This is a genomic window from Tessaracoccus yangjingae (assembly GCF_055326235.1).
In genome coordinates this window covers 129,044-154,849 of the sequence record NZ_JBUZNN010000007.1, presented here as the reverse complement: position 1 = coordinate 154,849, position 25,806 = coordinate 129,044, and the positions used below count along the sequence as shown (strand labels likewise).

General features: G+C 70.9%; 19 protein-coding genes. 6 read left to right on the top strand and 13 right to left on the bottom strand.

Annotated elements, in window-relative coordinates; genetic code table 11:
* Positions 1-87: 87 nt before the first annotated feature.
* The 6 genes from ACZK5D_RS11635 to ACZK5D_RS11610 form a co-directional block, all read right to left on the bottom strand.
* Complete coding sequence (locus ACZK5D_RS11635) at positions 88-903, bottom strand: SDR family NAD(P)-dependent oxidoreductase (RefSeq protein WP_463665386.1); 816 nt, start codon at positions 901-903, stop codon at positions 88-90.
* 248 nt (positions 904-1,151) lie between these two features.
* On the bottom strand, positions 1,152-2,864 hold the full coding sequence (locus tag ACZK5D_RS11630; protein WP_463665385.1) for a hypothetical protein: 1,713 nt from the start codon (positions 2,862-2,864) through the stop codon (positions 1,152-1,154).
* Positions 2,861-4,288: a YlbE family protein gene (locus ACZK5D_RS11625; protein WP_463665384.1), complete on the bottom strand. Its 1,428-nt coding sequence runs from the start codon at positions 4,286-4,288 to the stop codon at positions 2,861-2,863. Before ACZK5D_RS11625 ends, ACZK5D_RS11630 begins: the two co-directional genes overlap by 4 nt.
* A complete protein-coding gene (gene fdrA / locus ACZK5D_RS11620; RefSeq protein ID WP_463665383.1) occupies positions 4,288-5,841 on the bottom strand; it encodes an acyl-CoA synthetase FdrA in 1,554 nt (517 codons plus the stop codon). Before fdrA ends, ACZK5D_RS11625 begins: the two co-directional genes overlap by 1 nt.
* Positions 5,838-6,695, bottom strand: coding sequence for an oxamate carbamoyltransferase subunit AllH family protein (locus ACZK5D_RS11615; RefSeq protein WP_463665382.1), 858 nt, complete (start codon positions 6,693-6,695; stop codon positions 5,838-5,840). Before ACZK5D_RS11615 ends, fdrA begins: the two co-directional genes overlap by 4 nt.
* 31 nt (positions 6,696-6,726) lie before the next feature.
* Complete coding sequence (locus ACZK5D_RS11610) at positions 6,727-7,335, bottom strand: ankyrin repeat domain-containing protein (RefSeq protein WP_463665381.1); 609 nt, start codon at positions 7,333-7,335, stop codon at positions 6,727-6,729.
* A gap of 68 nt (positions 7,336-7,403) precedes the next feature.
* On the opposite strand from ACZK5D_RS11610, the gene ACZK5D_RS11605 reads away from it, so the two are divergent.
* Positions 7,404-8,336, top strand: a complete 933-nt coding sequence (locus tag ACZK5D_RS11605; protein ID WP_463665380.1) for a carbamate kinase — start codon at positions 7,404-7,406, stop codon at positions 8,334-8,336.
* Between the two features lie 12 nt (positions 8,337-8,348).
* Here the strand turns inward: ACZK5D_RS11605 and ACZK5D_RS11600 are convergent, their stop codons facing one another.
* Positions 8,349-9,032: a GntR family transcriptional regulator gene (locus ACZK5D_RS11600; protein ID WP_463665379.1), complete on the bottom strand. Its 684-nt coding sequence runs from the start codon at positions 9,030-9,032 to the stop codon at positions 8,349-8,351.
* A gap of 230 nt (positions 9,033-9,262) precedes the next feature.
* On the opposite strand from ACZK5D_RS11600, the gene ACZK5D_RS11595 reads away from it, so the two are divergent.
* Complete coding sequence (locus ACZK5D_RS11595) at positions 9,263-9,919, top strand: mycothiol transferase (RefSeq protein WP_463665378.1); 657 nt, start codon at positions 9,263-9,265, stop codon at positions 9,917-9,919.
* A gap of 54 nt (positions 9,920-9,973) precedes the next feature.
* On the opposite strand, the gene ACZK5D_RS11590 is transcribed toward ACZK5D_RS11595, so the two are convergent.
* A complete protein-coding gene (locus ACZK5D_RS11590) occupies positions 9,974-10,363 on the bottom strand; it encodes an HNH endonuclease (protein WP_463665377.1) in 390 nt (129 codons plus the stop codon).
* Positions 10,364-10,731: 368 nt separating this feature from the next.
* Between ACZK5D_RS11590 and ACZK5D_RS11585 the strand changes: the two genes are divergently transcribed.
* From ACZK5D_RS11585 to ACZK5D_RS11575, 3 genes are all read left to right on the top strand, one after another.
* The gene (locus ACZK5D_RS11585; protein WP_463665376.1) at positions 10,732-12,780 is read left to right on the top strand and encodes a hypothetical protein; all 2,049 of its coding nucleotides are present in this window, start codon (positions 10,732-10,734) and stop codon (positions 12,778-12,780) included.
* A 306-nt stretch (positions 12,781-13,086) separates the two neighbouring features.
* Complete coding sequence (locus tag ACZK5D_RS11580) at positions 13,087-18,270, top strand: PDDEXK-like endonuclease domain-containing protein (RefSeq protein WP_463665375.1); 5,184 nt, start codon at positions 13,087-13,089, stop codon at positions 18,268-18,270.
* A 325-nt stretch (positions 18,271-18,595) separates the two neighbouring features.
* Positions 18,596-19,051, top strand: a complete 456-nt coding sequence (locus tag ACZK5D_RS11575; protein WP_463665374.1) for a hypothetical protein — start codon at positions 18,596-18,598, stop codon at positions 19,049-19,051.
* 37 nt (positions 19,052-19,088) lie between these two features.
* On the opposite strand, the gene ACZK5D_RS11570 is transcribed toward ACZK5D_RS11575, so the two are convergent.
* Both ACZK5D_RS11570 and ACZK5D_RS11565 read right to left on the bottom strand, forming a co-directional pair.
* Positions 19,089-19,364 carry a type II toxin-antitoxin system RelE family toxin gene (locus ACZK5D_RS11570; protein ID WP_463665373.1) on the bottom strand — a complete coding sequence of 92 codons (276 nt, stop codon included), beginning with the start codon at positions 19,362-19,364 and terminating at the stop codon, positions 19,089-19,091.
* The gene (locus tag ACZK5D_RS11565; protein ID WP_458995642.1) at positions 19,361-19,627 is read right to left on the bottom strand and encodes a type II toxin-antitoxin system Phd/YefM family antitoxin; all 267 of its coding nucleotides are present in this window, start codon (positions 19,625-19,627) and stop codon (positions 19,361-19,363) included. The genes ACZK5D_RS11570 and ACZK5D_RS11565 overlap by 4 nt, the downstream gene beginning before the upstream one ends.
* A gap of 217 nt (positions 19,628-19,844) precedes the next feature.
* Between ACZK5D_RS11565 and tal the strand changes: the two genes are divergently transcribed.
* Complete coding sequence (gene tal, locus ACZK5D_RS11560; RefSeq protein ID WP_458995641.1) at positions 19,845-20,918, top strand: transaldolase; 1,074 nt, start codon at positions 19,845-19,847, stop codon at positions 20,916-20,918.
* A 76-nt stretch (positions 20,919-20,994) separates the two neighbouring features.
* Here the strand turns inward: tal and ACZK5D_RS11555 are convergent, their stop codons facing one another.
* The 3 genes from ACZK5D_RS11555 to ACZK5D_RS11545 all read right to left on the bottom strand — a co-directional run bounded on the left by ACZK5D_RS11555 (position 20,995) and on the right by ACZK5D_RS11545 (position 25,748).
* Complete coding sequence (locus ACZK5D_RS11555; RefSeq protein WP_458995640.1) at positions 20,995-21,540, bottom strand: flavodoxin domain-containing protein; 546 nt, start codon at positions 21,538-21,540, stop codon at positions 20,995-20,997.
* A gap of 105 nt (positions 21,541-21,645) precedes the next feature.
* Positions 21,646-24,453: a DUF2804 family protein gene (locus ACZK5D_RS11550; RefSeq protein WP_463665372.1), complete on the bottom strand. Its 2,808-nt coding sequence runs from the start codon at positions 24,451-24,453 to the stop codon at positions 21,646-21,648.
* Positions 24,450-25,748, bottom strand: a complete 1,299-nt coding sequence (locus tag ACZK5D_RS11545) for an MFS transporter (RefSeq protein WP_463665371.1) — start codon at positions 25,746-25,748, stop codon at positions 24,450-24,452. The genes ACZK5D_RS11550 and ACZK5D_RS11545 overlap by 4 nt, the downstream gene beginning before the upstream one ends.
* Positions 25,749-25,806: the final 58 nt, after the last annotated feature.

Genomic DNA, 25,806 nt, shown 5'->3' with positions numbered 1-25,806 from the left:
GTTCGACGAGTTACCCACGCTCAGTTCACGCGGGGGCCCCACGTCGAACCCATCCATCGGCTCAATACCCAGGCCGGGAGGGAGCCGTCAGACGAGTGCGACGGACCGCTCCCAGAGCTCCCTCGCCAGGCGCGCGTCCTTCGCCTGCGGGTGCAGCTTGGCCACCCTCCGCGACTCGTAGTAGGCCCCCGGCTCGAACGTGATCCCGGGCCGGCCCTCGGCGAGCCAGACAAGCTGGTCCGCGCCCTTCTCGTTGCTGACGGTGAACAGCCGCTTGAGCGGCCCGTGGTAGAAGATCCGCGTGGGGTGGTTCGTCTCGGCAGCGAAGTTGCTGCCCACCACGCCGGGGTGGAACGCCACCGCCGCGACACCCTCGCCCCCGTACCGGCGCTGCAGCTCCGTCGTGAAGAGGATGTTGGCCAGCTTCCCGTTGCCGTACGCCCTCGTCGGCGAGTAGCGGCGGGAGTTCTGGAGGTCGTCCAGGTCGATCCGGCCGAAGGCGCGGGCCGCTCCGCTGGACGTCTGGACGACGGTGGCCTTGGCCGCCACCAACGCGGGCATGAGCAGCGTGGTCAGCAGGAACGGGGCCAGGTGGTTGACCTGGAAGGTCTTCTCGTTGCCGTCGACGGTGAGGGTCCGCTCCCCCATGATGGCGCCGGCGTTGTTGGCGAGCACGTCGATGCGGGGGTGGGCGGCCAGCAGGTCCGCCGCCAGGGTCCTCACCTGCGAGAGATCCGCGAAGTCGGCCACATGGAACGGCGCGCCCAGCTCGTCGGCGACGGCCCTGGTCTTCGACGGGGAGCGCCCCACGACGACGACGGCGTGGCCCGAGCGGCTCAGCTCCCGTGCGGCGGCGGCCCCGATCCCGTCGCTGGCTCCGGTGATGACGATGGTCTTCTGCATGGTCCCCATTGTGTCCGGGCCGGCCGGGGGTGGTTTGAGCCGATGGATGGGTTCGACGGGGTGCCCGCGCTCAGTTCACGCGGAGGCCCTTCGTCGAACCCATCCATCGGCTCAACACCCAGGGCGGCAGGGAGCCGTCAAGCGAGCACGACGGACCGCTCCTGCATCTAGGCGGACACGCCAGAGGCGGATCTGATGGCGACTACGCCATCAGATCCGCCTCTGTGTCGGTATCGGGGGTCGGAGCGTCAGCGACGCGCGAGACCCTCCTCCGCGTCGGGCGTGGCGTCCGCGGCGCGCTCGGTGCCGTCGACCAGCGGGTCACTGGTGGTACCGGCGGTCGCGACGGCGGCCGTCTCGACGCCCACCGCGGCCTTGGCCGGGGCGTCGTCGCGGGGCTGCCCGTCGACGAGCCCGGGGTCACGCTTGTCCAGCGCCCACTTGAGGACGAACAGCCCCGCCACCATCGCGTAGGCGATGAGGAAGTTGGTGGGCCGCTCCCCGCCGAGCACCGGCCTGGCCTCGTGGATGATCCCGAAGAAGGCCAATGCGCCACCCACACCGGCGCTGATGGCGGCCGCGATCGTGCGGTTACGGATGGCGAAGATCGCGATGCAGCCCCAGATCAGGGACGTCAGCGGCGCGCCGTTGCCCAGCGCGTAGAGGCCCGTGTAGTTGGTCCCGGTGGCTTCGAGCGCCGGGAACCCGACGGCTCCGGCGTTGGTCTCCACGGCGCGCAGCACGTTGCCGGCCAGCGTGAGGCCCCAGTTGGCGATCCACGGGAACAGGGCGATGAAGATCACCGGCACCTCGATGCGCGGCGTCTCCCGCACCGCCTGGTTCGCGGTCACGACGCCGATGAAGATGAGGATCGGCGCGATGGCCGCGAGCGGGATGATCGACAGCAGCAGGCTGCCGAGGCTGAACAGGCCTACCACCAGCATGGCCAGGCCGTTGAGCAGCGTGTAGCCCACGCCGGCGCCCATGGTCTTGTAGGCCGAGTGGCCCACGTAGACGGTGACCGGGAACGGACTGCCGAAGAAGTTGCCGACGAGGCCGGCGCCCGCGTCGGCCAGGATCACCGGCCGGGTGGGGTAGGGGTCGCCCTCGGTGTGCGCGGACTCGATGTTCTCGATGTCGAACACGAAGTTCGCCAGAGCCAGCGGGACGGCCGACGCGATGTACGGCAGCGCGACGCCGAAGTACTCCCAGATCTCGTTGACGTGCACCTGCGGCGGGGTGAACCCGGCGCCGGCGAGCGCCTCGCGGATGGCTTCGGGCGACATGAGGCCGAAGGCCCAGCCCAGGGCGGTGCCGACGACGAGCAGGATCAGGCCGGTGGGGATGTTCTTGAAGATCGGTGACTTGCCGAACCAGTTGATGAAGATCAGGGCCAGCACCACGAACGCGACGACGGGGGTGGCGAAGGACTGCAGCATCGGGTTCATGGCCAGGAGCAGCAGGCCCAGTCCGCCGAGGCAGGCCAGCAGCACGGTCCGCGGGACGGCGCGGCGGAGGGAGTCGCCGAGGAACGCGCCCACGAAGAGGATCGAGTTCTCGATGAAGCCCCACACCAACGCGATGCCGATCGCGAGGTTCGCGTCGCCGGTGGTGGTGTAGACCGGCAGGAGGACCAGGAAGGTGATCGTGAAGATCGCCGGCGCGGCCGGGCCCGACGGGAGGGCCGTGATGTCGGTGCGGCCGAGCTTGCGGGCCAGTCTGTTGGCGAAGAACACGTAGGAGCACGACGCCACGAACACACCGAGGCCGAACGCCGGGACGATGCGCCCGAAGACGATCTCGTGCGGTAGCCCCACCACGAACGTCAGCAGCGCGATGACCGTGAGCAGGTTGGTGAGGTTGTTGGTGAAGAGGGCGAAGAAGGCGGCGAGGTCGCCCTTCTGCCAGAGCGGGAGGGCCATCCGGCCCGCAGCGCGGGGGGAGGCGGTGGTGGTGGTCACTGCGAGAACCTTTCGGCGAGGGCCAGCGTTGCCCGGTGGAAGGCTTCGGCCGGCGGATGGGTGAGCCCCGCGCCGATCATGCCGATGCCGGCCTCCTTGTGCGCGATGGCGGTGTTGATGATCGGCAGGATGCCGGTCTCCTCGACCTTGCGGACGTCGATGCCCGTGGCGGTGCCACGGAAGCCGAGGATGGGGATGGTGAGGGCTGGGTTGAAGCCCTCGGTGATCTCGGACATGGTCCGGGAGTATTCGATGGCCTCGGAGACGGTGCCGCCCACGAGAGGGACGATCGCCGGGGCGCACGCCATGGCGAAGCCGCCGATGCCGTAGGTCTCGGTGATGGCCGAATCCCCGATGTCGAGGCCGCGGTCGTCGACGGTGAAGCCGGCGAACAGCGGACCCTCCACCACCTGCGCGGGCCCGGTGAACCAGGTGCCCTCGCCGGTGCCGGCCACGCGGATGCCGAACTCGACGCCGTTGCGGGCCATCGTCGTGACGATGGTGGAGTCGGCGATGTTCTGCGCCGAGTCCATGGCGGCCTTGGAGGCGGCCATCCACGTCGGCCCGGAGAAGTAGTCCGAGGACGCCACGAAGTTGAAGACGTCCTGCTTGTCCTTGGTCGAGAAGCCCGACTCGAGGATGTGCGGGGCGAGCGCCTGGATCAGCAGGGTGGTGCCGGCGTTGTTGCGGTTGTGCGCCTCGTCGCCCATGTGGAGCGCCTGGGCGAGCATCATGCGCAGGTCGATCTCCTTGGCCGAGACCATGGCGTCGCGGAGGATGGGGCCGAACACGTCGCGCATCCAGTTGAGCCGGTCGATGACCGACTGGTCGTTGGCGCCCATCCGCAGGATCTTCGCCAGCTGCTCGGACAGGTTGGTGTAGGCGTAGTTGCCGTGCGGACGGTTCTCGACCACGTGCATGAACATCGACGCCGAGGTGACGCCCGCCATGGAGCCCACGGCCTGGTGCTCGTGGCACGGAGAGAAGGTGATCTCTCCTGAGCCGGCCAGCTCGTAGGCCTCGTCGAGGTCCTTCGCGAGGCCCTCGAACACGAGCGCTCCGGTGACGGCGCCCTTCATGGCGCCCGCCATCCGCTCCCACTCGATGGGCGGGCCGGCGTGCAGGATGGTGGTCTTCGTCATGCCGGGGACCACGTCGAGGGCCTGGCCGAAGCCCACGAGGATGGGCTGGGAGGTGACGATCCGCTCCAGCGCGACGGCGTTGGCGGCGTTGATCCGCTCGGCCACGTCGCTGCGGGAGAGGACGTTGAGCGCCTCCATCACGTCGGGGCGGCCGCCGCCCGGGGGCGTCCAGTCCAGATGGGTGACATGGGCGCCCTGGGCCTTGATGTCCTCGGCGAACATGGCGGCGCCGACGTTGACGACGTTCAGGGGTGTGCCGAGGAGTCCGGCGATGCTGCTCATCAGTTGTTGTCCTTCCAGACGAATTCGCGGGCCAGCAGGCCGGTGTTGGTCGACGACGACGCCCAGGTGCAGCCGGCGTCGACGAGCTTGGCCACCTGCTCCTGCATGTTCTGGGGGTCCTCGTCGGTGCCGAGCACGTAGACCAGGATCTCGAGGTGGCGGCCCTCGGCGGCGGCCTTTGCCTTGGCCTCCCTGATGGCCGGGAGCATGACGCCGGCCGGGTCCGGGTTGGCGCCGTAGCCGAGCACCACGTCCATGACGATGACGCCCACCTCGGGGTCGGCCGCCTCCTCGACGAACCGCGCGATGCGGTTGGAGGGGTCGATCATGGGGTGCGGCTTGCCGTTGGTGAACTCGTCCTCGCCGAAGTCGAGGAACGTGTGGGCCTTCGATCGCTCGGTGCCCGACAGCTTGTACTCGGCCTCCTTGCGGATGTTGGAGTACACGTCGGTGTACTTCTCCATGGCGAGGAACATGGCCTCGTCGCAGATGGTGCCGCCGCAGTAGAGGGCGCGGATGTACTTCTGCTCGGGGGTGAGCTTGGCGCGCACCTCCTCGATGAGCGGCCAGTTGAGCGAGTGGAGGTCGAGGTCCTCCTCCTTGGCGCCGCCGGCGAGCACCGCGGCCAGCGCGGCGGGCTTGGTGCGGTTGAACAGCTCGATGCCCTTGGCCTTCGCGGAGGCGATCAGCTCGTCGGAGGCGCCCAGGAAGCAGACCACGACGGGCTTGGCGCTGCGGGCCAGCCGGTCGAGGACCTTCTCGGCCACCTCGGCCGCCGGGGGCTTCGACACCACGACGATGACGTCGGTGCCCGGGTCCGCCTCGAGGGCGTCGATGCCGTCGAGCATCATGATCCCGCCCACCTCCGTCGAGAGGTCGCGGCCGCCGGTGCCCAGCAGGTGGGAGATGCCGCCGGTGAAGTCGTGGATGCGCACGCTCATCTCCTGGCTGCCGGTGCCCGAGGCGCCGACGATGCCGATCCGGCCGCGGCGCACGTTGTTGGCGAAGCAGAGCGAGACGCCGTTGATGATCGCGGTGCCGCAGTCGGGGCCCATCATGAGCAGGCCCTTGTCGTGGGCCTTCTCCTTGAGCTCGATCTCGTCCTCGATGGCCACGTTGTCGGAGAACAGCATGACGTGGAGGCCCGCGTCGAGGGCGGCGTGGGCCTCGCGGGCGGCGAAGGCGCCGTTGACGGAGATCACCGCGACATTCGCGTCGGGACGTCCGGAGGACGCGGAGGCGACGGTGCGGAAGGTGACGTCGCCGTCGTCGTCCTGGGGCTTGCGCTCCAGCAACTCCTGGATGCCGGCCATGGCGCCGTCGGCGTTGTCGTCGCTGTCGGCGACGGCGATGAGGATGAGGTCGCCGGGGGTCAGGGCCGCCATCTCGTCGGTGAGGAGGCCCTGGTTGGTGAGGATCTCCTTGTTCATCGCGGTGGCCATGGCCGCGACGGCGTTGGTCACGCCCGGAAGGGCGTTCGCCTTCGTGGACAGCGACATGAGCGACACCGAATCGACGTAGGTGCCTCTCTTGATCAGGGTGCGGGTGGTCATTGCGCTCCTTGCGGGTGGGTGGTGAGGTGGGCCGCCGAGAGCAGCCCGAGTGCCATGTCGGTGCCCGACGAGTGCCCGACGTCGGCGAGCGCGGCCAGCGCCTCGTCGATGCCGGGTCCCGGCGGGCGGGTGAGTGCCGCCAGGAGGCGGTGCAGGGGGTCGATGGCATGCCCCTGCAGGGCGTTGCGGAGGATGCTCAGCGAAACGTCGACGGTGGCGCCCGGGCGGGCGGCGCCGTCGACGGCCGCGCTGGCCGTGCCGAGCGTCTCCGGCTCGTGGTGGGCGGCCAGTACGAAGCCGGCCAGCCAGTCATCGCCCGAGGGGGTGAGCCCCTGGCCGAGGCCGAGCAGCCGGGCCGCCGCACCGCGGGCGTCGGCGAGGTGCTGCCGGGCGACGGCGTCGGCGAAGGCCCGGGTGCGGGCGTCGAGCTCGGCCGCGACCGCCTCCTCGAACGGCGTGGGCCCGGCGCTCCGGCCGGCAGGGCCGTCGCCGAGGCGGACGCCGTCGAGCCGGGCGGCCAGGTCGGCGACCGCGTCCTTGAGGATCGGGCCGTCGATGGGGGCGGGCTGCCAAGTGGCGGCCCGGGTGAGGTCGAACTCGTGCTCGCCCAGCCGGAGACGGGTGGGGGTGAGCTCGCCCTGGTGCCCGGGGCGGAGGGCGAGGCCGTCAAGGGTGGGGAGGTCGACGACCACGGTGCGGGGGCCAGCCGGCCGCGACCCCGCGACGATGCTGACGAGGCCCGCCGCAGTGGACAGGTTGGCCGCCGTCGCGAAGACGGAGTGGATGCTCACCGCTCCGGTGGCGGACGGGAACACCTCCCGGTCCACAGTGATGGCGATGCCTGTGCGCGTCATTGCGTCTGCCCCGACCCTGTCGTGCCGGCCGTCAGGCGAGCGCCGCGCGGAGGATGTCGGCGATCCCGGTGAACCCGAGGCGCTCGGCGTGCGCCAGCGGCGTGACGCCCAGCTCGTCGACCATCGTCGGGTCCGCGCCGTTGTCGACGAGGAGCTGGACGATCTCCTGCTGCACCGGGCCGCCGTCGCGCAGGAGGATCGCCTCGAGGAGGGCGGTCCAGCCGCAGAGGTTGGTGTGGTTGAGGTTGATGTCGGTCTGCTCGGTGAGGTAGCGGACCACCTCGAGGTGCCCCTTCTCGGACGCGGGGTGGATGCCCTTGCCGTAGAAGCGGGTGGTGCGCTCGAGGTCCGCGCCGGCCTCGACCATGGTGCGCACGAGCTCCGCGTTGCCGGAGATGCAGCCCCACAGGAAGGGGTTGAGGCAGATCTGGTCCTGGCGGTCGATGTCCGCGCCGGCCGCGATGAGGTGGCGGACGGCGTCGAGGCGCCCGGCCTTTGCCGCGATCAGGATCGCCGTGCGTCCGACGGTGTCGGTGGCGTCGACGTCCGCGCCCGAGGCGAGGGTTGCGTCGATCTGCTCGAGGGTCGCGGTGGAGGCGAGGGTGGGCCACTCGTCGGATCGCTGGGGGGGAGTCCTCATCGTTGTTCTCTCTCGCGGGATTGAAGAGTTACTACAAACTGTAGGTTGGCATATGGTATACCAGAGATATGCGCATCGTACTAGCCCTTGGCGGCAACGCCCTCACCGGGGTCAATGAATCCGTCAGAGTCGACCACCAGATCGCCGCCGTCGAGGCCGCGTCCGCCCAGGTCGCCCAGCTCGTCGCCCAGGGGCATCAGCTGCTGCTGTCCCACGGCAACGGCCCCCAGGTGGGCAACATCCTCGCGAAGAACGACATCGCGGCGTACTTCCTCTCCCCCGTCCCACTCGACTGGTGCGTGGCCAACACCCAGGGCTCGATCGGCTTCATCCTGCTCAACGCGCTGAGCGGCGCGCTGCAGGAGCAGGGGTTGGAGATCGCGCCCACGGTGGTGGTGTCGCGGACGGTCGTGGACCCGTCGGACCCCGCGTTCAGCAACCCCACCAAGCCCATCGGCCGCCACGTCGACGGCGAGACGGCCGAGCGGCTGATCAAGCTCGGCCAGACGTGGGTGGACCACGGCGACATCGGCTGGCGGCGCGTTGTGCCGAGCCCGCGTCCGCTGCGGATCATCGAGGCGCCCGCCATCTCGGCGCTGCTCGACGCCGGCTTCCTGGTGGTGGGCGGCGGCGGCGGGGGCATCCCCGTCGTCGAGAAGTCACCCGGCCACTTCGCCGGGGTGGAGGCCGTCATCGACAAGGACCTCAACTCGGTGCTGCTCGCCGATCAGATCTCAGCCGACACGCTCGTGCTGGCCACCAACGTCGACAACGCCTGGCTCGACTGGGGCACCGACCATGCCCGCCCCATCGGCGAGATCGACGTGGCCACCAGGCGGAAGCACCTCGCCGACGGGCAGTTCCCGCCCGGCTCGATGGGCCCGAAGGTGGACGCGGTGTGCTCGTTCGTGGAGGCGACGGGGGGTCGCGGCATCATCACGCGGCTGGAGAAGATCACCGACGCGGTGGCCGGGCAGGCCGGAACCGTCGTCGTCCCGTAGCGGGCCCGGGGCTCAGGCGTTCGCGGCGGCCTGGCGGTCCGGGAACAGGACCGCCAGCGCCAACTGCTTGCTGGTGGCCACGTGGCTGGTGGCGACGGCGCGGGCCCGGTCCACGTCGCCTGACGCGATGGCTTCGAGGATGTCGCGGTGCTCCTGGCAGACGATGGTGACGTCGTCGTTCTGGCGCAGGATCCAGTTGAGGCGGTTCTTCAGCGGCCGGAGAACCCCGGCGAGGGTGTCGTTATGGGAGGCCTCGACGAGGATCTCGTGGAAGCGGGCGTTGGCGGAGTTGACGGCCTCGGCGTCGCCGGCGCGGGCGGCCAGCTCGGCGGCCTCGACGCTCTCGCGCATCCGCTCGATCTCGGCCTGGGAGGCGCGGCTCGCCGCCAGTGAGCACTCCTGCACCTCGAGGGCCTCGCGGACCTCGAAGATCTCGTCGAGGATCTCCGGCTGCATCTCGGTGACCACCGCGCCCCGGCGCGGGACGAGGGTGACGAAGCCTTCGGACGCGAGCGCCCGGATGGCCTCGCGGATGGGGATGCGGGAGATGCCCGTCTCCTCGGAGAGATCTCGCTCCTTGAGCCGGTGGCCGGGCGGGAAGTCGCCGCTGGCGATACCCGTGCGGATGTAGTCCAGCGCGACATCCACCAGGGACGGCACACTGTCCGCCAGGTGCCGCGTCCCGTTCACGGTCATCGTGCCCCCTCCTCGACGTCTGAGGGAAGAGTAGCCCCACCCGGCCAACCCCCCTGAGGTGGCACGACACGCCGTCGCACCCCACCCCCACGCCCACAGAGGGCGGCGAGGGCGCCCCGAGCCGGACATTCGTGCCATCCGACCCCCGCGCCCAGATCGAGCATGACACGCCGTCGCACCCCACCCCCACACGCACAGAGGGCGACGGGGGCCCCCGAAGCCGGACATTCGTGCCACCCGACCCCCGCCCCCAGATCGAGCACGACACGCCGTCGCACCCCACCCCCACGCACACAGAGGGCGACGAGGGCGCCCCGAGCCGGACATTCGTGCCACCCGACCCCCACCCCTCCGCGACACTGGACACCATGGACGCCATCGACATCCTCCTCGACGCCGCCTCGCGCCCCCTCGACGCGCTGGAGAACCTCCGCCCGCACCTCACGGCGGAAGTGCTCAACCGGCACCCCGCCGGGCACGACAACTCCGTGGCCTGGCTGCTCTGGCACACCGGGCGCGAGATCGACGTGCAGCTCGCCCACCTGTCCGGGGAGAAGGAGGTGTGGACCGCGCAGGGATTCCGCGGCCGCCTCACCCTGGGGGCCGTCGCTGACAAGGTGGGATACGGCCACACCCCCGAGCAGGCGCGGGCGATCGTGGTCGCGGATGCCGCGCCGCTGGTGGCCTACGTGAGCGCCGCCGTGGAGGCGCTGAAGGGCTACATCGGAGGGTTGGAGGATGCGGACCTCGACGACGTGGTCGATCGTCGCTGGGATCCTCCAGTCACCCGCGGGGTGCGGTTGGTGAGCATCATCGACGACGCCGCCCAGCACCTCGCCCAGGCGGCCTACGTGTGCGGGATGCCGGGGCACCCACCCGCTGGCTGAGGCGCGAGGAGCGAAGCGACGAGCCTCAAAGCCTAAGAGACTCTCCTTGTCAGCTTACGTTTCCCGGACCTCGACGCCACCGGTGGGCTCAATCGACGAGGCACCTGCGAGGACCGCGACGATCTCCCACTGGCGGATCAGGAACGACTCCTCGTCGAGCTTCTTCCTCCGCATCCAGCCCGAGACTTCGCTGTTGCACTTGCTCGCATTGCACGCGCGGCAGGCGGGCACGACGTTGTCGACTGTGTAGCGGCCGCCGCGCGAGATGGGCAGGACGCAGTCCTTCTGCAGGGCCACGTCGACGGCGCCGCAGTAGGCGCACCCGGCCCAGGCGTCGCAGAGCTCACCCCACTGCGTCGACGTGAGGTCCTGGACCTTGGCGCTCAGCCGACGCTTCCGTCGTCGCGCCGCGCGCACCCTCATCGTCGTCACTCGCCCGGCCATGCCCGCAGGCTACGCCCGAGCCCCGGTTCACCCCGTCGCGCCACGCACGAGACGCCACCTCGCCGCCGCACCGGCTCGGCCCCTGACTCAGCGGCTGCGCGGCGGATCTGGGCGCGACTACGCCGCCAGAACTGCCACCTAGCGGGGCGACGAGCGGTTTCAGGCCCGTTCTCGCCGCGGCGGCTCGAGCAGCTCCGGCGTCGGCACGCCGCCTGACTCGCCCATCAGCGGCGCCTGCAGCGCTGACCGCCGGCTCCCCCGGCGTTTCGTGCGCAGCCGACGAGTGTCACCCCGGTGCGCGATGATCGAACCCACCGACGTCGATGGGGGCAACGATGGGGCTACAACTTCCCGGTACGGGGCCGCAGGTGATCACGGACGCGTTCGACGTGCACCGGCTCGTCGCCTATCTCCGCTCAGAGGCACGGACCCGGCCGGTGGTCGTGCTGACGGTGGCGCGCGGCCGCCACGACACCTACGTCACGCCCACGGACTTCACCGCCGACGGGCGCGCGGACGTGGTCACGCTCACCCATGATCAGGTGACGTACGCGCTGTCCGATCAGGTCGGCAAGGAATCCTCGGTGTTCGGCGGCGCGTGCCGCGTCTACCCTCCGGGCACGGGCTGGGAGACCGACCCCCACACGGTGCCGCTGTTCCTGGCCCGCGACGCCGGCGAGATCAAGGACCTCAAGAGCCGCCTCCTCGGCGCGCTCCAGCGGGCGCTCGCCCCGCAGCCTCCTGTGGATACCGGCAACCGGAGACCCTCCACCACTCCGTCGACCCCCCGCCCGTCCGCGACCACGGTGCCGCCGGCCGTCCGCACCCGCGACGATGCTCACGCCCTCGGCGCCTTCCTCCGCAACCCGGCGCGGCAGCGGCCGGTGGTGGTGGTGTCGCGTGCAACAGGCGCCCCCGAGGCGTACGCGGACGTCGACAACCTCCACACCACGTTGCACGGGATCGCCGACGTCGTCGAGATCGAGACGGCCGAGGCGAGCTGGGCGTTCAGCGAAGCCGTCCCGCCGATGTGCCAGGTGTACGGCGGCGCATCCCGGGTGTACCCCATCGGGTCCGGTTGGGAGACGGACCCCTACGAGTCGCCGCTGCGGTTCGCCTACGGACGCACGGACCGCGTCCGCATCACCCGCGAGCTGGTATCCGACGCCATGAGCATGTCGTCTGCGGGCGGGTTCGTTGCCGACGCCACCGGCGAGACCGCGGTCAACGTCGAGGGCACCGTCTCGGGGGTCGCGGGCGGGCGCGCGCTGGTGGACGCCGGGGCCGGCATGCCGTGCACGATCTGGCCGGAACTCGTGGAGCCAGGCGTGGAGGCGGGTCGGCTCCTCCGCAAGGGCATGACGGTCCGGGGGGAGCTCGATGCGGAGAGTCGGCGCCTGGACGTCCGGGGGATGCGACTGCGCGCCGAGGACGCCGTCGCCGGGTACGCCCCGGGCGACACGGTGCTGACCAGGGTCGCGGCAGTTGGGCCCGACGGTTGCACCGTCGAACTGTTCCCCGGACTCGCGAGCGTCATCCCCTCCGACCTCCTCGTCGACGACGACCACGATCTCCGGCTGCTGCTCACCGAGGGCGACGTGGTGCCGGTGTGGATCGTGGAACGGGATGAGGCCACCGGCGAGTGGCTCCTGTCGTTGCTCGACGCAGCCGCCCCAGAGGCGGCCGTGCCCGCCCCCAGCATCCTCGACGGCGGCCCGCCATGGCTGGTCTCGGAGCAGATCACCGAGCCCTCCGTCTCCTTGGAGGAGGTGGCTGTGGAGGCCGAGGGTGCGGCTGTCGAGGAGCCGGCGGCCGTGCCACCGCCGGAGGTGACGCCGGACGTCGTGGACGGGTTGCTGAGAGAGCAGCGGCAGCTGGTGGAGGAGCTTCGCCGTGCGAGGGCGGCGCTGGGCGCACTGAGGGAGGAGACCAAGGAGTTGCGGCAGCAGCTGCGTGAGGAGGTTCGGAGGAAGAAGTCGCGGGCGCGGCCGTCGGTCGTCGACGACGTGCTGTTCACCACGGAGGCCGAGCAGCTGGACTTCGAGATCAGGCAACTCTGGGCCTACACCGTCCCCGCCGGGGAGAAGGACCGCTACCCGCTGGCACCGTGGCGGTACGGGGCAGGGTTCTTCGAGACGCTGAACACCGTGCAGGGAGTGTCGCGGGCGAAGGTGGTGGAGGTGATGGCGCAGGTGCTCACCGGGCGCGACGCGGAACTGGCCTCGCGCGAACTCCACCAGTTGCGCAGCGGCAGGGGCGGCGACGACCCGCCGGTGACGCGCAGCGGGGGCGAGACGTGCTGGCGTGTGTCGCTGCAGAGCAACACGCCCAGCGCGCGACGCCTGCACTACTGGAAGTGCGCGGACGCGACCATCGAGTTCTCAAGCGTGCGACTCCACGACGACGTCCGCCCGTAGCCGGGTCCACGCCTCCGCAGGCGGATGGTCACCGGGGCCCAGGTGGGCGCTCGCTGCGGGTTGGTTCACCCACCCCGCTCGGAGCAACCCGCTGTCAGAGCCAAGCGCTAAGCTCGCCAAGGTCCCGACGAGAGCGCCCACCACACGATGGAGCCTCCCGCAGATCCCACCGATGAGGTCACAACCCTTGCCTGATTCCTCCCGCTACGTCGACAAGGCCGTGCGGCTCTTCACTTTCCTCGCGAAGGCGCAGCAGCTCCGACAGGCCCCGTCAGCGACATCGACGCCTACCGCCGCGACGGCTCCGTGCACTGGCTCGGCGATCTCCCCGACGCCGATGCCGTCCGCTGGGTCACCGAGCCGGGGCAGGCCTGGGACCAGGGCCCCCTCATCAGCATCGACAGGCTCGTCCCCGCGGACCCGCCCCGGGTCCCGGCATCGCTGTCCGGATGGATCACCGGCGACATCCTGAACGCCGCCGAGCGTCCCCGGCTCGCCGAGTGGCGCGCCTCCCCCGACGGGGCGCGCGAGCGCTCGGAGGACCACCCCGCCGTCGAGACCGCGTTCCATACATGGGCCGCAAGGTGGGATCAGTGGGCGGAGGTGTTCCTCCGCGAGCAGCCCGTCCGCGACTCCTACGCCGAGCTGTTCAAGCTCTACGTGCAGACCACCCAGAAGAGCGAGGAGCTTGAACTCCTCCTCGGCGTCGGGCTCCTCGCCTGGGCCCCCGAGGGGCATGAGCGGATGCGGCGGCACCTGTTTACCGTCCCGGTCATCCCGAAGCTGGAGGAGTCGAACGGGCGCCTCGACTTCTTCCTCGACGAAGGATCGGTGGGCATGCACGTCGAGCTGGACATGCTCGACCCCAGCCTCATCCCCGATCAGTCGCTCGTCGGACAGCTCGAGACCCGAGGCCACGACTTCTCGGGCAACCCCCTCGACTCGACGGACGTCGAGCAGCTGGGCCGGACCGTGGCCCTCCAGCTGCACGCCCAGGGTCGCTGGGACCACGCCGCGACACTTCCTGACCTCCATCCCTACCCGACGGTGGCGTGGGCCCCGGCGCTGGTGCTCCGCCCCCGCAACCGCACCGGCCTGGTGCAGGCGTTCCAGGAGATCGCCGCCCAGATCGCCGCCGCCGGCGAGGTCCCGGCCGGCCTTCTGCCGCTGATCGACCCGGACCGCCTCCCCCCGGTCACAGAGGTCTCCACGCCCGGCGCCATCCTCACCTTCGACGACGAGGTGGTGGCGCCCCTCCCCCTCAACGACGTGCAGCGGCGAATCCTTGAGCGGGTGGACCGCCACGCTCAGACCCTCGTCCAGGGCCCTCCCGGGACGGGCAAGACGCACACCGCCGCGGCCTTGCTGACGCACCTGCTGGCCCAGGGGCAGCGCGTGCTTGTCACCGCCCACACGGACCGCGCGCTCCGCGAGGTCCGCACCAAGCTGCCCGCGCAGATCAAGCCGCTGGCCGTGTCCGTCATCGGGGCTAGCCGCGACGACCTCGCCGACCTCCGCACCGCCGTCGACCACATCTCCCGACGGGCCGGCGATCACGACGAGCACGCCGCCACCCTCAAGATCCAGCAGCTCTCCGAGCAGGCGGCGCAGCTGGACAAGCGGCGGCGGGCACTCAGCCGCGACCTCGTCAGCGCCCGCTCGCACGAGGTGGCCGAGCTCAGCCACGGACCCTATTCCGGCACGCTCGCCGCCATCGCGCAGCGCTACCAGTCCGAGGCGGCGCAGTACCAGTGGGCCTCGGAACTCGTGGCCTTCACCCCCCAGTCCACGCCCCCACTGTCCGACGACGAGGCCCTCGAATGGCTGGCCCTCCTCCGGGACCGCTCGCTGGACGAGGACGCGGTGGAGAGCAGCCGTCGCCGGCTCCCCAGCCGCGCCGTCCCAGAGGCCGAGGCCTTCGCCGCCCAGGTGCGCTCGGAGTCCGAGGCGAAGGCGGCGGCCGCCTCCCTGGTCGACGGCCCCCAGCACGGGAGCAGGGCAGCGCTGCGGACGCTCAGCGTCGAGCAGCGGCTCGCGCTCAGGACGCGCCTCACCGAATACGTCACCACGGCGGGGGATCTGTCGCGGCTGCCGCTCCAGTGGATCGACGATGCGCTGGCGGCCGTGCGCGGCGGTACCGGCGACGTGTGGGCGGCCCGCGCCTCGGCGCTGGAGGCCGGGATCGCGCAGGTCGACGGCGTCCTCGAGCGGCTGCCCGCCGGCGTCCGCGTCGAGCTCCCCGGAGACATGGACCGCATGCGCGCCATGGCCACCGCCCTGGAGCGCCACCTCCGCACGGGCGGCGCCCTCAAGTCCCGCGCCGACGGGACGGTGAAGATCGGGGCCTTCGCCCCCGGGGTGGTCAAGGAGTGCCGCGAACTCCTGGACCAGGCCAGGGTCGACGGACTGCCGCCCACCACGGTCGCGGCGCTCACCGTCCTCATGGCGCACCGCGACGCGTCGGGCCTGCTGGACGAGGTGGACCGGGCCTGGCCGGCATCGGTGGACGTCCCGGACGAGGACACCCCGCGTGAACGTGTGGAGTGGCACCGGAGCCAGCTGAGCTACCTCGTGCGTGTGGTGGAGCTCGGTGAGCGCATCCGCGCCGAGGAGGACTTCCTCCGGTCGCGCGGGATCGTGCCGCCGGCGTGGGGGGACGCGGCCGCCGTCGAGCGCCTCGCCCGCTCCATCGACGCCATCGAGGCGGCGGACGCGGTCGCGGCCGCCCGCGAGCCGCTGAACGCCCTGGGGGAAGAGATCTCCACGGTCGCGGGTTGGTCCGACGCCGCCGAGCCGGTCCACCGCCTGAGCAACGCGGTCGAGGCAAGAGACCACGAGGGCTACGCCCGCGCCCTGGCACGGCTGGTGCGGCTCGAGCAGGTCGCGGAGGCGATCGCCCGCCGCGACACCCTCACTGACCGCGCCCGCGCCGCCACTCCTGCTCTCGCCGAGGCGGTCCTGACAAGCCCGGACGATGATGCCTGGGACGCCAGGCTGGAGTACCTCGAGGCGGCCGTCGCCTGGGGCGCCGTCGGGGCGTGGGTGCTGGCACAGGACCAGGTGGACGCCAACAGCATCCAGGCGCAGATCTCGGTGGCGGACCAGAAGCTCCGCGCCGTGGCCGAGAACATCGCCGCCGAACGCGCCTGGGGCCACGCCGTCGGCAGCGAACGCCTCACGCCGGGCCGCCGCGCCGATCTACGCAGCTATTCACAACAGGTCAGCCGCCTCGGCAAGGGCACCGGCAAGTACGCCGCGCAGCAGCGGGCGGAGATCCGCCGCGCGATGGAACGCTGCAGGCCGGCCGTCCCGGTCTGGATCATGCCGCTGTACCGGGTTGCGGAGCAGTTCCACATGCAGGAGAACATGTTCGACGTCGTCGTGGTCGACGAGGCGTCGCAGGCCGGCCTGGAGGCCACGTTCCTGCAGTACCTGGCCCCGAAGATCGTCGTCATCGGCGACGACAAGCAGGTCTCCCCCGCCGCGGTGGGCGTCGACCAGCAGCAGCTCAGGGACCTGGCCGCGCAGTACCTGCAAGACGACCGCTACAAGGACACCTGGCAGGACCCGCAGCGCTCCCTGTTCGACGAGGCCGCCATGCGCTACGGCGGCCAGCTCACCCTCGTGGAGCACCGGCGCTGCGTGCCCGAGATCATCGGCTTCTCCAACCGCATCGCCTACGAACCCAACGGCATCCGGCTCATCCCGGTGCGGCAGTTCGGGTCGGACCGGCTGGCCCCGTTCGTCGTCCGGCATGTGCCCGACGGCGTCGAGGAGGGCACGACGGGCAAGATCAACCGCGCCGAGGCGCGCGCCCTCGTCGACGACCTCAAGGCCTGCCTCGACGACCCGGCCTACGAGAGCGCGAGCCTGGCCGTCATCTCGCTCGTCGGGGAGCGGCAGGCCAAGTACATCGAGTCGCTGCTGCTGGCTGAGATCCCCGCCGAGGAGTGGGCGCGGCGGAGCCTCCGGGTGGGAACCGCACCGGACTTCCAGGGCTCGGAGCGCGACGTGGTGTTCCTGTCCATGGTGTCGGCCGCCGAGCCGGGGCGCCGGCTGGGCGCGCTGACCCGGGAGATGTACGTGCAGCGGTTCAACGTCGCGGTGAGCCGCGCGAAGGATCAGGTGCGGCTCTTCCACTCGATCGCGCTCAACGAACTGCCCAACGGCGAGGATCTGCGCTTCCAGCTGCTCGACTACGCCTACGGGGTGGCTGGCCGCGGCGCGTCGGGGACCGAGCTGACCTCGTCGGTGGTGCCGGAGGACGAGCGCGTGGAGCCGTTCGACTCCCTCTTCGAGCAGCGGATCCACAACCGGATCGCGGACCGCGGGTACACGGTGGTTCCCCAGATGGAGGCGCTCGGGTACCGGCTGGACCTCGTGGTGGTGGGGGCCCGCGCGCGGCTGGCCGTGGAGTGCGACGGCGACACCTGGCACGGGCCCGACGCCTACGAGCGTGACCTCGCCCGGCAGCGGGAGCTCGAGCGATGCGGCTGGCGGTTCTTCCGGGTGCGGGAGTCGAGCTTCTACGTCGACCCGGCCGCCGCGCTGGCCCCGCTTTGGACGCTGCTCGACAAGATGGACATCCACCCCTCCGACTGGATCGATGCCGGCGTCGAGATCGAGGGGGAGGACGCGGCGCAGGAGTTCGAGCTCGAGCTGCCGACGGAGATCGTCGACGAGCCGACAGACGACGACCCCGACGCCGGGCTTGCCTCCGAGGAGACCGACCCGGTGGCGGACGGGGAGGAGAACGTGGTGGCGTCAGCCGAGCCCGGCGTCGTCACGCCCGTGCTCCCAGGCCCGGAGGCCCCACCCGCGTACCCCGAACTGGGCGCCACCCTGCACCTGGCGCTGGGGCGCACGGATCGCGGCTCACGCGCCCCGGCGCGTCGAGCAGCCTTGGGAGTGGAGTGGGACCCGATGTCGCAGGTGAACGGAGCGGTGGACACGATCTTCCTCCGCCCCTTGACGCTGGACCCCTACCGAGCGTTCGACGGGTCGGCTAGCCCGGTGGGTGAAGGCACCGCCGAGGAGATTCTGGAGGGGCTTCTGCGGATCGTCGCGGTGGAGGGCCCGGTGCGCGGGAACCGTCTCCGCACGGCGTATGTGCGGGCATCGGGCGGTTCACGCGTCGGGAAGGCGATCGCCCAGATCCTCGACTCTGCGGTCACCCGTGCCGTGAGGCGGGGCGATCTGGTGGCTGACAATCCGCTGGGCACGTCCAGTGTCCACACCCGCACCTACCGTCTCCCCGGGCAGGAGGAGTTCCGGCTCCGTGAGCTCGGGCCCCGCGTGCTCGACGAGGTGCCGCCCCGGGAGCTGCTCGAGCTCATGCGACGGATCTCCGCCGCCAACCCACCGTCGTCCGAGGAGCAACTCCTTCGCGAGACGCTGCGCCTGTACGACCGCGTGTCGCTGACGCAGGCGGCCCGCAGCGTCCTCCTGCCTGTGCTCACCCTGATGAGACGAGACGGCGCGGGGAGTTGACCGCGACACCGGCTGGCGTGCCGCAGGCGGCAGGGCCGCCCTGGCTCCGCGTTAGGCGGCAGATCTGGTGTCGTAGTCGGCACTAGATCCGCCGGCCAACCCGCCAGCGGCCTTGGATGCCGCGGTGGCGGGGCGCCAGTGCGAGGCGTCACGCTCAAGAGGTGGACCAGAGGGTGCCACTGCGGGCGCGTTTCCGCGCTGTGAGGTTGGCCGCCTGGCGGTGAGGTGTCTTCCTCGGACTTGCCGGTATCGGGGCCAACCGATGGGGAGAAACGTCCTCCTCGCGGGGGTAGGCGGCGCCGGGTCGACATGCCAGACTCGGGTCATGCATCCCCTCGCCAACCACGTCGGCCACTGGGACGGTGTCTGCGCCTTTCGCATGATGCCCACCGACGAGTTCGCCTCAGGCCCCTCCTCCGCCACGTCTTCCGCCGAGGCCGAAGGCTTCGGCTGGTCGCTGCGTTACCAGTGGACCCACCCCACCGATGGCGCGCAGGCGGCCACGCTCCTCGTCGGCTCCCCTGACGACGACGGCGCAATCAATGCCGCGTGGATCGACGCCTGGCACCAAAAGCCGCATCTCGGCGTTCTGACCGGGTCGATCATCGACGGCGGGGTCAACCTTGCGATGGAGTACAGCGGCTGGGGGTGGACCATCGACCTCTCAGGCGACGGCGACAACCTCCGCATGGTGATGAACAACGTCATCCCCGACGGCGTCGAGGGGGCAGAACCTGGACCCTACGTGGTGATGGACGCGCAGTGGAGGCGTCGACGGTGAGGACCCCCACAGCTGACTCTCCCCGGCCGAACGGGGCTCAGCGGTAGACGTCTCGCCGGTGGTCGATGCGCACCACCACGACTTCGTTGACGCGATCATTGATCCGGTACAGCACCCGGTAGGTGCCCCGCCGGGCAGACCAGATTCCCTGCAACTCGCGGCGGAGCATCTTTCCGACCCGCCGCGGGTTCTCGACCAACGGTCCGGTCATGAACTCGATCACCGCGGCAGCAACCGCCTCTGGCAGTTCTGTCTGGACCGCGCGGACAGCGGGCGGGGTGAGGACCAGCTCGTAGCCCCCCTCAGGGCTCACCGGCGAAGGCTCCGGATCGCGTCACTCCCCCGCACGACGTCGCCAGAGGCATACGCAGCGTCCGCCTCCCGGATGTCGGCCAGCGCGTCGGGATCCGACAGAACGTCGAGCGTCTCCTCCAACTCGGCAAGGTCAGCAGGGCTGATCAACACCGCGACGGGACGACCATTGCGCGTGACGGTGACGCGCTCGTGATGGTGCTCGACGCGGTCCACGACCTCACTGAAATGGTCGCGGACCTCACGCAGGGATTCGGCTGTCATGACCACAATTGTGGCGCTTCAGGGGCGAGAATCAAGGTGAGCCTCGCTGGGGGCGCGGCCGTGGCGCGGTCGCTGCACCCGGGCTGGTAGTCGGCCGGTCAGCCGCGGCCGACTCCTCAAGTGCCCCACCAGGCGGGCAACTTAGCGCAACCCCTCGGCCCGGGCCGAGCCGGCCGCTTAGGGTCGAAGCGACCCCAAATTCCACAGAAGGATGCCCATGAACGACCGACTCAAGACCCTCAGCGACGCAGGCGTCTCCATCTGGCTCGACGACCTCTCCCGCGAGCGACTCACCTCCGGCAACCTCGCCGACCTGATCGAGACCAGGTCCGTGGTCGGCGTGACCACCAACCCCACCATCTTCGCCGCCGCCCTCAGCGACGGTGACTCCTACGCCGCGCAGCTCCAGGGCCTCACCGACGTCGACGCGGCAATCGAGCTGGCCACCACCACCGACGTCCGCGACGCCGCGGACCTCCTCAAGCCCATCTACGACCGCACCGGCGGATTCGACGGCCGCGTCTCGATCGAGGTCTCGCCGGAGCTCGCGCACGACACCGACGCCACCGTCGCGGAGGCCCAGAAGCTCTACGACATCGTGGGCCGCGAGAACCTCCTGGTGAAGATCCCCGCCACCAAGGCGGGCATCCCCGCGATCGCCGAGGTCATCGGCCGCGGCATCTCCGTCAACGTCACCCTCATCTTCAACGAGGACCGCTACCGCGAGGTGATGGACGCCTACCTGACCGGCCTGGAGACCGCCGACGTCGCCGGCCGCGACCTCAGCACCATCCACTCCGTCGCCTCGTTCTTCATCTCGCGAGTCGACTCCGAGATCGACGCCCGCCTCACGACGCTGGGCAGGGAGGACCTCAAGGGCAAGGCGGCCATCGCCAACGCGCAGGTCGCGCTCGGCGCGTTCGACGAGGTGTTCGGTTCGGAGCGGTTCGCCGCGCTCAAGGCCAAGGGCGCCAACCCGCAGCGCCCCCTCTGGGCGTCCACCGGCACCAAGGACCCCTCCTACCCCGACACCCTCTACGTCTCGGATCTGGTGGCCCGCAACATCGTCAACACCATGCCCGAGAAGACCCTCAACGCATTCGCCGACCACGGCGCGGTGGGCACCCCCATGGAGGGCACCGCGGACCAGGGTCGCGCCGTCCTGGCGGAGATCGCGGAGGCGGGCGTCGACCTCGACGACGCGTTCCAGGTCCTCGAGGACGAGGGCGTGGAGAAGTTCATCGTGAGCTGGAAGGAACTCCAGGAGACGGTGCGGCGCGCCCTCAGCTGAGGCGCCCCGTCAGGCGTCTCGCACCACCTCAACGTGACGACGGCGTGGCCCCGGCCTGTCGAGGCCGCGGGTCACGTCACGCCCGCTCGTCGCTCCCCGAGAGCTCGACGGCGATCTGCTCTGCCCAGCCTTCGATCTCCTCCCAATCGCGGAAGTCGCCCTGGGGCAGGAGGCCTTCAGCGGCAGGCATGGCGCGCGTGATCCGCTCGCCGAGCCCGATCGGCTTCTCGGTGGGGTCGAACGCACCGAAGAAGACCCGCTCGCCCCTGGGCGACAAGGAATCGGTCAGCTCGTCGAACTCGCGGGGGCGGGAGCTGGTGAGCACGTCCTTGCCGTCGGCGTCCACCTGGTCGGTGCCCAGCGGTCCGCTGCTGAACAGCCACACCGGCCGTGCGGCCAGTGCCTCCCGGTGGCGCCGCGCATACTGCAGCGCGGGCTTCAGCCAGTGGAACATGTACGCGGCCCCGCCGAGCACGACCGCGTCGTAGCCGCCGGGCGGGCCCGCCTCCTCGACCGGTGTCGCCACCGCGGTGTGGCCTTCCCGCGTGAGCACCTCGGCGATCCGCTCGGCGATGCCTGCGGTGGATCCGTGCCGGGTCGCATATGCCACGAGCACGTTCATGGTTACCCTCCTCGTCGCGTTGAGGTGAGGATGATGCCCTCACCTCAGGCTACGCCTGCCGTCCGCAGCCAGTGGGCCTCCGACTCAGCGACCTCCGCCGTCGGCTTACCAACGGTTGTGGACGTCCTCGGCCCAGCCGACGACGTCGGCGATCCGGATCCAGGCACCCGTCTCGTCGCGGACGCGTCCCGCCCAGTGGCCGAAGCACTGGTGGGTGATCCCAGCGAACACCTTGAGGTCGATGACCGACTCCTTGAGGTGGAAGGGTGTGAACGTGAGGTCGACGTCGGTCCCGGTGACCCGCCACGGCTCCAGCCAGTCGGTGGTGCTGTACTCCCAGACCAGCTCCTCGCTGATCTTGGTCAGCCGCCCGTCCACCACCAGCGCGTTCTCCACGGCGCCGGTGCCGTCGGTCCACCGGCCCCCCACCTGGATGCCGACCACCCTCCCGTCGGTGCGGCCCGAACCGGCGCCCCAGTTCCAGCGCATGTCGTAGGGCCAGCGGCCGCGACCATGGTCCAGCGCGGCCCACGACTCGCCGTCGGGCACCACGTGGGTGACGCCGTCGACGGTGATGCTGCCGCTCGCTGGGCGCGCCACGTCCTTGACCGTGTACTGGAACAGCGTCTCCGACCACGGCACGACGACGCCCAGGCTCTCGTGGCCGTCGGGGCGGTGCGCGTAGATGTCGAAGGAGACGCGGTCCCCGCGGGCGCGCAGCCGAGTGCCGCCGGCGTCTTCGTCGACGGCAATCTTCACTGCCTTGGTCGAGGTGCGCACCGGGCCCGCGCCCAGGGTTCCGGGGAGCGTGACGCTGCCGCCGAGCACCCCGATGGCGTCGTGGGAGATGACCGCACCGGTGGCGCGGTCGAGGAACCAGATGCCGTGGACAGCGGCGTAGTCGATGTCCGAGGTGACCAGCGCGACGATGTGGCTGGGCGTGGTGACCGCCCAGTACTCCCAGCGCTTGTTGCGGCCCCGGCCCACCCGGCCGCGACCCACGCCGTCGGTGGTGATCATCGGCGTGCGCGTCCAGCCGACGGCGTCCGGGTTGAGGCGGCCGTCCGCCAGCGTCAGCGACACGGGCCCGGTGATCTCGCGTTCGTGCACCCTCACCGGGCGCGCGGCCGCGACACCGGCGGCCCGGTCGTGGCGCTCGCGGAGGCGGAGGTTGGAGCTGCGGACCTGGTCGGCGTCCACCTTGAGCACGCGCCGGTCGTAGGTCATCAGCCCGTTGGTCTCCTGCTCCACGTCGGCGAGCTGCGTGTAGACGAAGGCGGCGAGGCCGTCGTCGACGGCGGGGCCCACCTCGGCGTGCTGCAGCCGGAGGAACGCCCGCTCGAAAGCGGTGCGGTCGGAGAAGCTCTTGTACCCGAACTCGGCGTCGGTCCAGGTGTGGCCGGGCACGCGCAGCGAGTAGCCGCCGAATTCGGACAGCACCGCGGCGCGCGGCTCCTCGGCATCCCTCCGGGACAGCGCGAAGCGGCGGAAGTAGACGTGCCGGCTGGCCAGGTCTCCTCCGCCCTGGTCGTACCAGCCGGAGGCGTGGTCGACGAGCCGGGTGGGGTCCAGTGCGCGGATGCGCTCCGTGGCGGCCACGGAGTCGAACTGCCCCCAGCCCTCGTTGAACGGCACCCACACCGCGACACTCGGGACCGACCGCAGCAGCTCGACGGTGGCGTCCAGCTCCGCCAGGAACTCCTCCCTGCCCTCGGCGTCCGCGCGCCTGAGGGCCGCGTGCCAGCGGTCGCTCAGCCAGAACTGCGGCACCTTCACCGGCGCGTGGATGACCACCTTGCTGTACGGCCGGCCGCCGTTGACCATGTCCTGCCAGACGATCATGCCCAGCCGGTCGCAGTGGTGGTACCAGCGCAGCGGCTCGATCTTGATGTGCTTGCGCAGCATCGTGAACCCGAGGTCCTTCGCGGTCTGGATGTCGTGGATGAGGGCCTCGTCCGACGGCGCGGTGTAGAGGCCGTCGGGCCAGTAGCCCTGGTCCAGCAGGCCGGCGTGCAGGTAGGGCTCGCCGTTGAGGAGGAGCCGGGTCCTGCCCTCGGCATCCGGCCCCATGGAGTAGGAGCGCATCCCGACGTAGCTGGTGACCACGTCGTCGCCGAGGCGGACCTCTACGTCGTGGAGGAAGGGGTCCTCCGGGCTCCAGCGCCGGACGTCGTCGCCCAGGTGGATCCGGGTCGGGGTGCCGGTGCGCACCTCCGCCCGCGCCAGCTCGCGGCCCTCGGCCTTGACCGTCACCTCTGCGGTCCCGGGAAGACCCGACCCGTCGACGACGGTGACTTCCAACCCGCCCGTGGCCAGATCCGGGGTGAGGACGAGCCTCTCGACCCACCGCGCGGGCACCGATTCCACCCAGACGCTCTGCCAGATGCCCGACTGCGGCGAGTACCAGATGCCCTCGGAGCCGCCCAACCGCTGCTTGCCCTTGGCGCGCCAGGAGGTGTCGGTCACATCGCGGACACGGACGGCCAGCTCGTGCGGGCCGCCGTCGGCCAGGGCGTCGGTGACGTCGACGGTGAAGGGCAGGTAGCCGCCCCGGTGGCCGCCGACGCGCACGCCGTCGACGAGGACGTCGCAGTCCTGGTCCACGGCGCCGAAGTGGAGGAGCACGCGGTCGCGGGTAAAGCCGTCGGGGAGGGTGAGGTCGCGGCGGTACCAGAGGTGCTCGTCGGGCTGGAGCACGCGGTCCACGCCCGACAGCGGCGCCTCGGGTGAGAACGGCACGACGATCTCCCCATCCCAAGACGACGGGACGGCGGGCGCCCCGGCACGGATGGGGGTGAAGGCGTAATCCCAGCGGCCGTTGAGGTTGAGGTACGAGTCGCGCACGAGCTGCGGGCGCGGGTACTCGGGCAGGACGTGGTCTGGATCGAGGGCCTCGCCCCAGGGTGTGATCACGCGGAGACCTCCTCTCGGGCCCTGGCCTCGGCGCGGCGCAGGACGTAGACGGGGACGACGATGAGGACGGCCACCAGCGCGGCCGCTGGGAAGATCCAAGGGGTGGGGACCTGCTTGGTGACGCCCAAGTCCACGAACGTCTCGTCGGCGCCGGAGATGACGGCGGCGCCGATGAACGGGCCGACCACCATCGGCACCAGCACGGCGGCGATCATCCGCAGCCCCTGGACCTCGCCGGCCCGGGCGGGTGGAGTGAGGTTGCGCACCGTGGCCGAGATGGCGGCCACGCCCAGCATGAACCCCGACATCATGACGATGCCGGCGCCGATCACCGGCAGCATGCCGCGGACCGGGAACATCGCGAGGAGGCCGACGACGTAGATGCCCATGATCGGCAGGATCCCCCGCGAGGGCCCCACGCGGTCCAGCACCCTCCCGCCGAGGGCGCTGGCGACGGCCGCGGTGAGCAGCACGGATCCGAGGACGATGGCGTAGCCGTCGATGCGCAGGTACCTCTGCACGTAGATGATCAGGTACGGAAGGAACACCTGCGTGCTGGTGCCGAGGACCGCCCACGCGGCCAGCGCCGCGTAGAGCCGCGGGTTGGTGCGCATGGTGCTGGGCCGCAGGCCGTGGATCACCGTCGAGAGATAGCTGCCGCCCGGCCGGGGGCGGGCAGGCTGGCGGAGCCCGAACCACGCGATCACGCCGACCAGCGCAGTCACGCCGCCGATGATCGAGAAGAACGCCATCCAGTGCCCGCCCCGGGTGAGCGGGTCGAGCGCGCCGAAGACGACGAGCATCGCGAGCAGCGGGAAGGTGGCGAGCACGCCGTCGACCTTGCCTCGGTTGTGCTCCGTGGTGGAGTCGGTCACCCAGGCGCTGAACGCCGCGTCGTTGGCGGTGGCGCCGAGGACGCTCATGAGGCAGTCGAGGGCGATGATGCCGACGACAGCCACCACCACTGCGTCGACGGCGGGCACCATCGCGGCGGCGGTCTCGACGTCGACCAGCCCGAACGCCGCCGTCGTCGCCCCCCACAGCACGTAACCGGCGGCGATGAACTCTCGACGGCGCCCGCTGCGGTCCGACCAGGCCCCGGCGAGCAGCGTCGCGACGGTGGCCGCAACCGCGCTGGCCGCCACGAGGGTGGCCAGTACCGCGGGGTTGTCGGTGATCGTGTCGTAGACGAACACGTTGAGGTACATGTTCTCGATGGTCCAGGCGAGCTGGCCCGTCAGCCCGAGCACGATCACCCAGAACCAGAGGCGTCGCCCCACCCGGCCGTCAGACATGCCGTCACCCTAGCGGCTGGCGATGCACTTCTGTATCGGAAAGCCGAGCAGGAGGGCA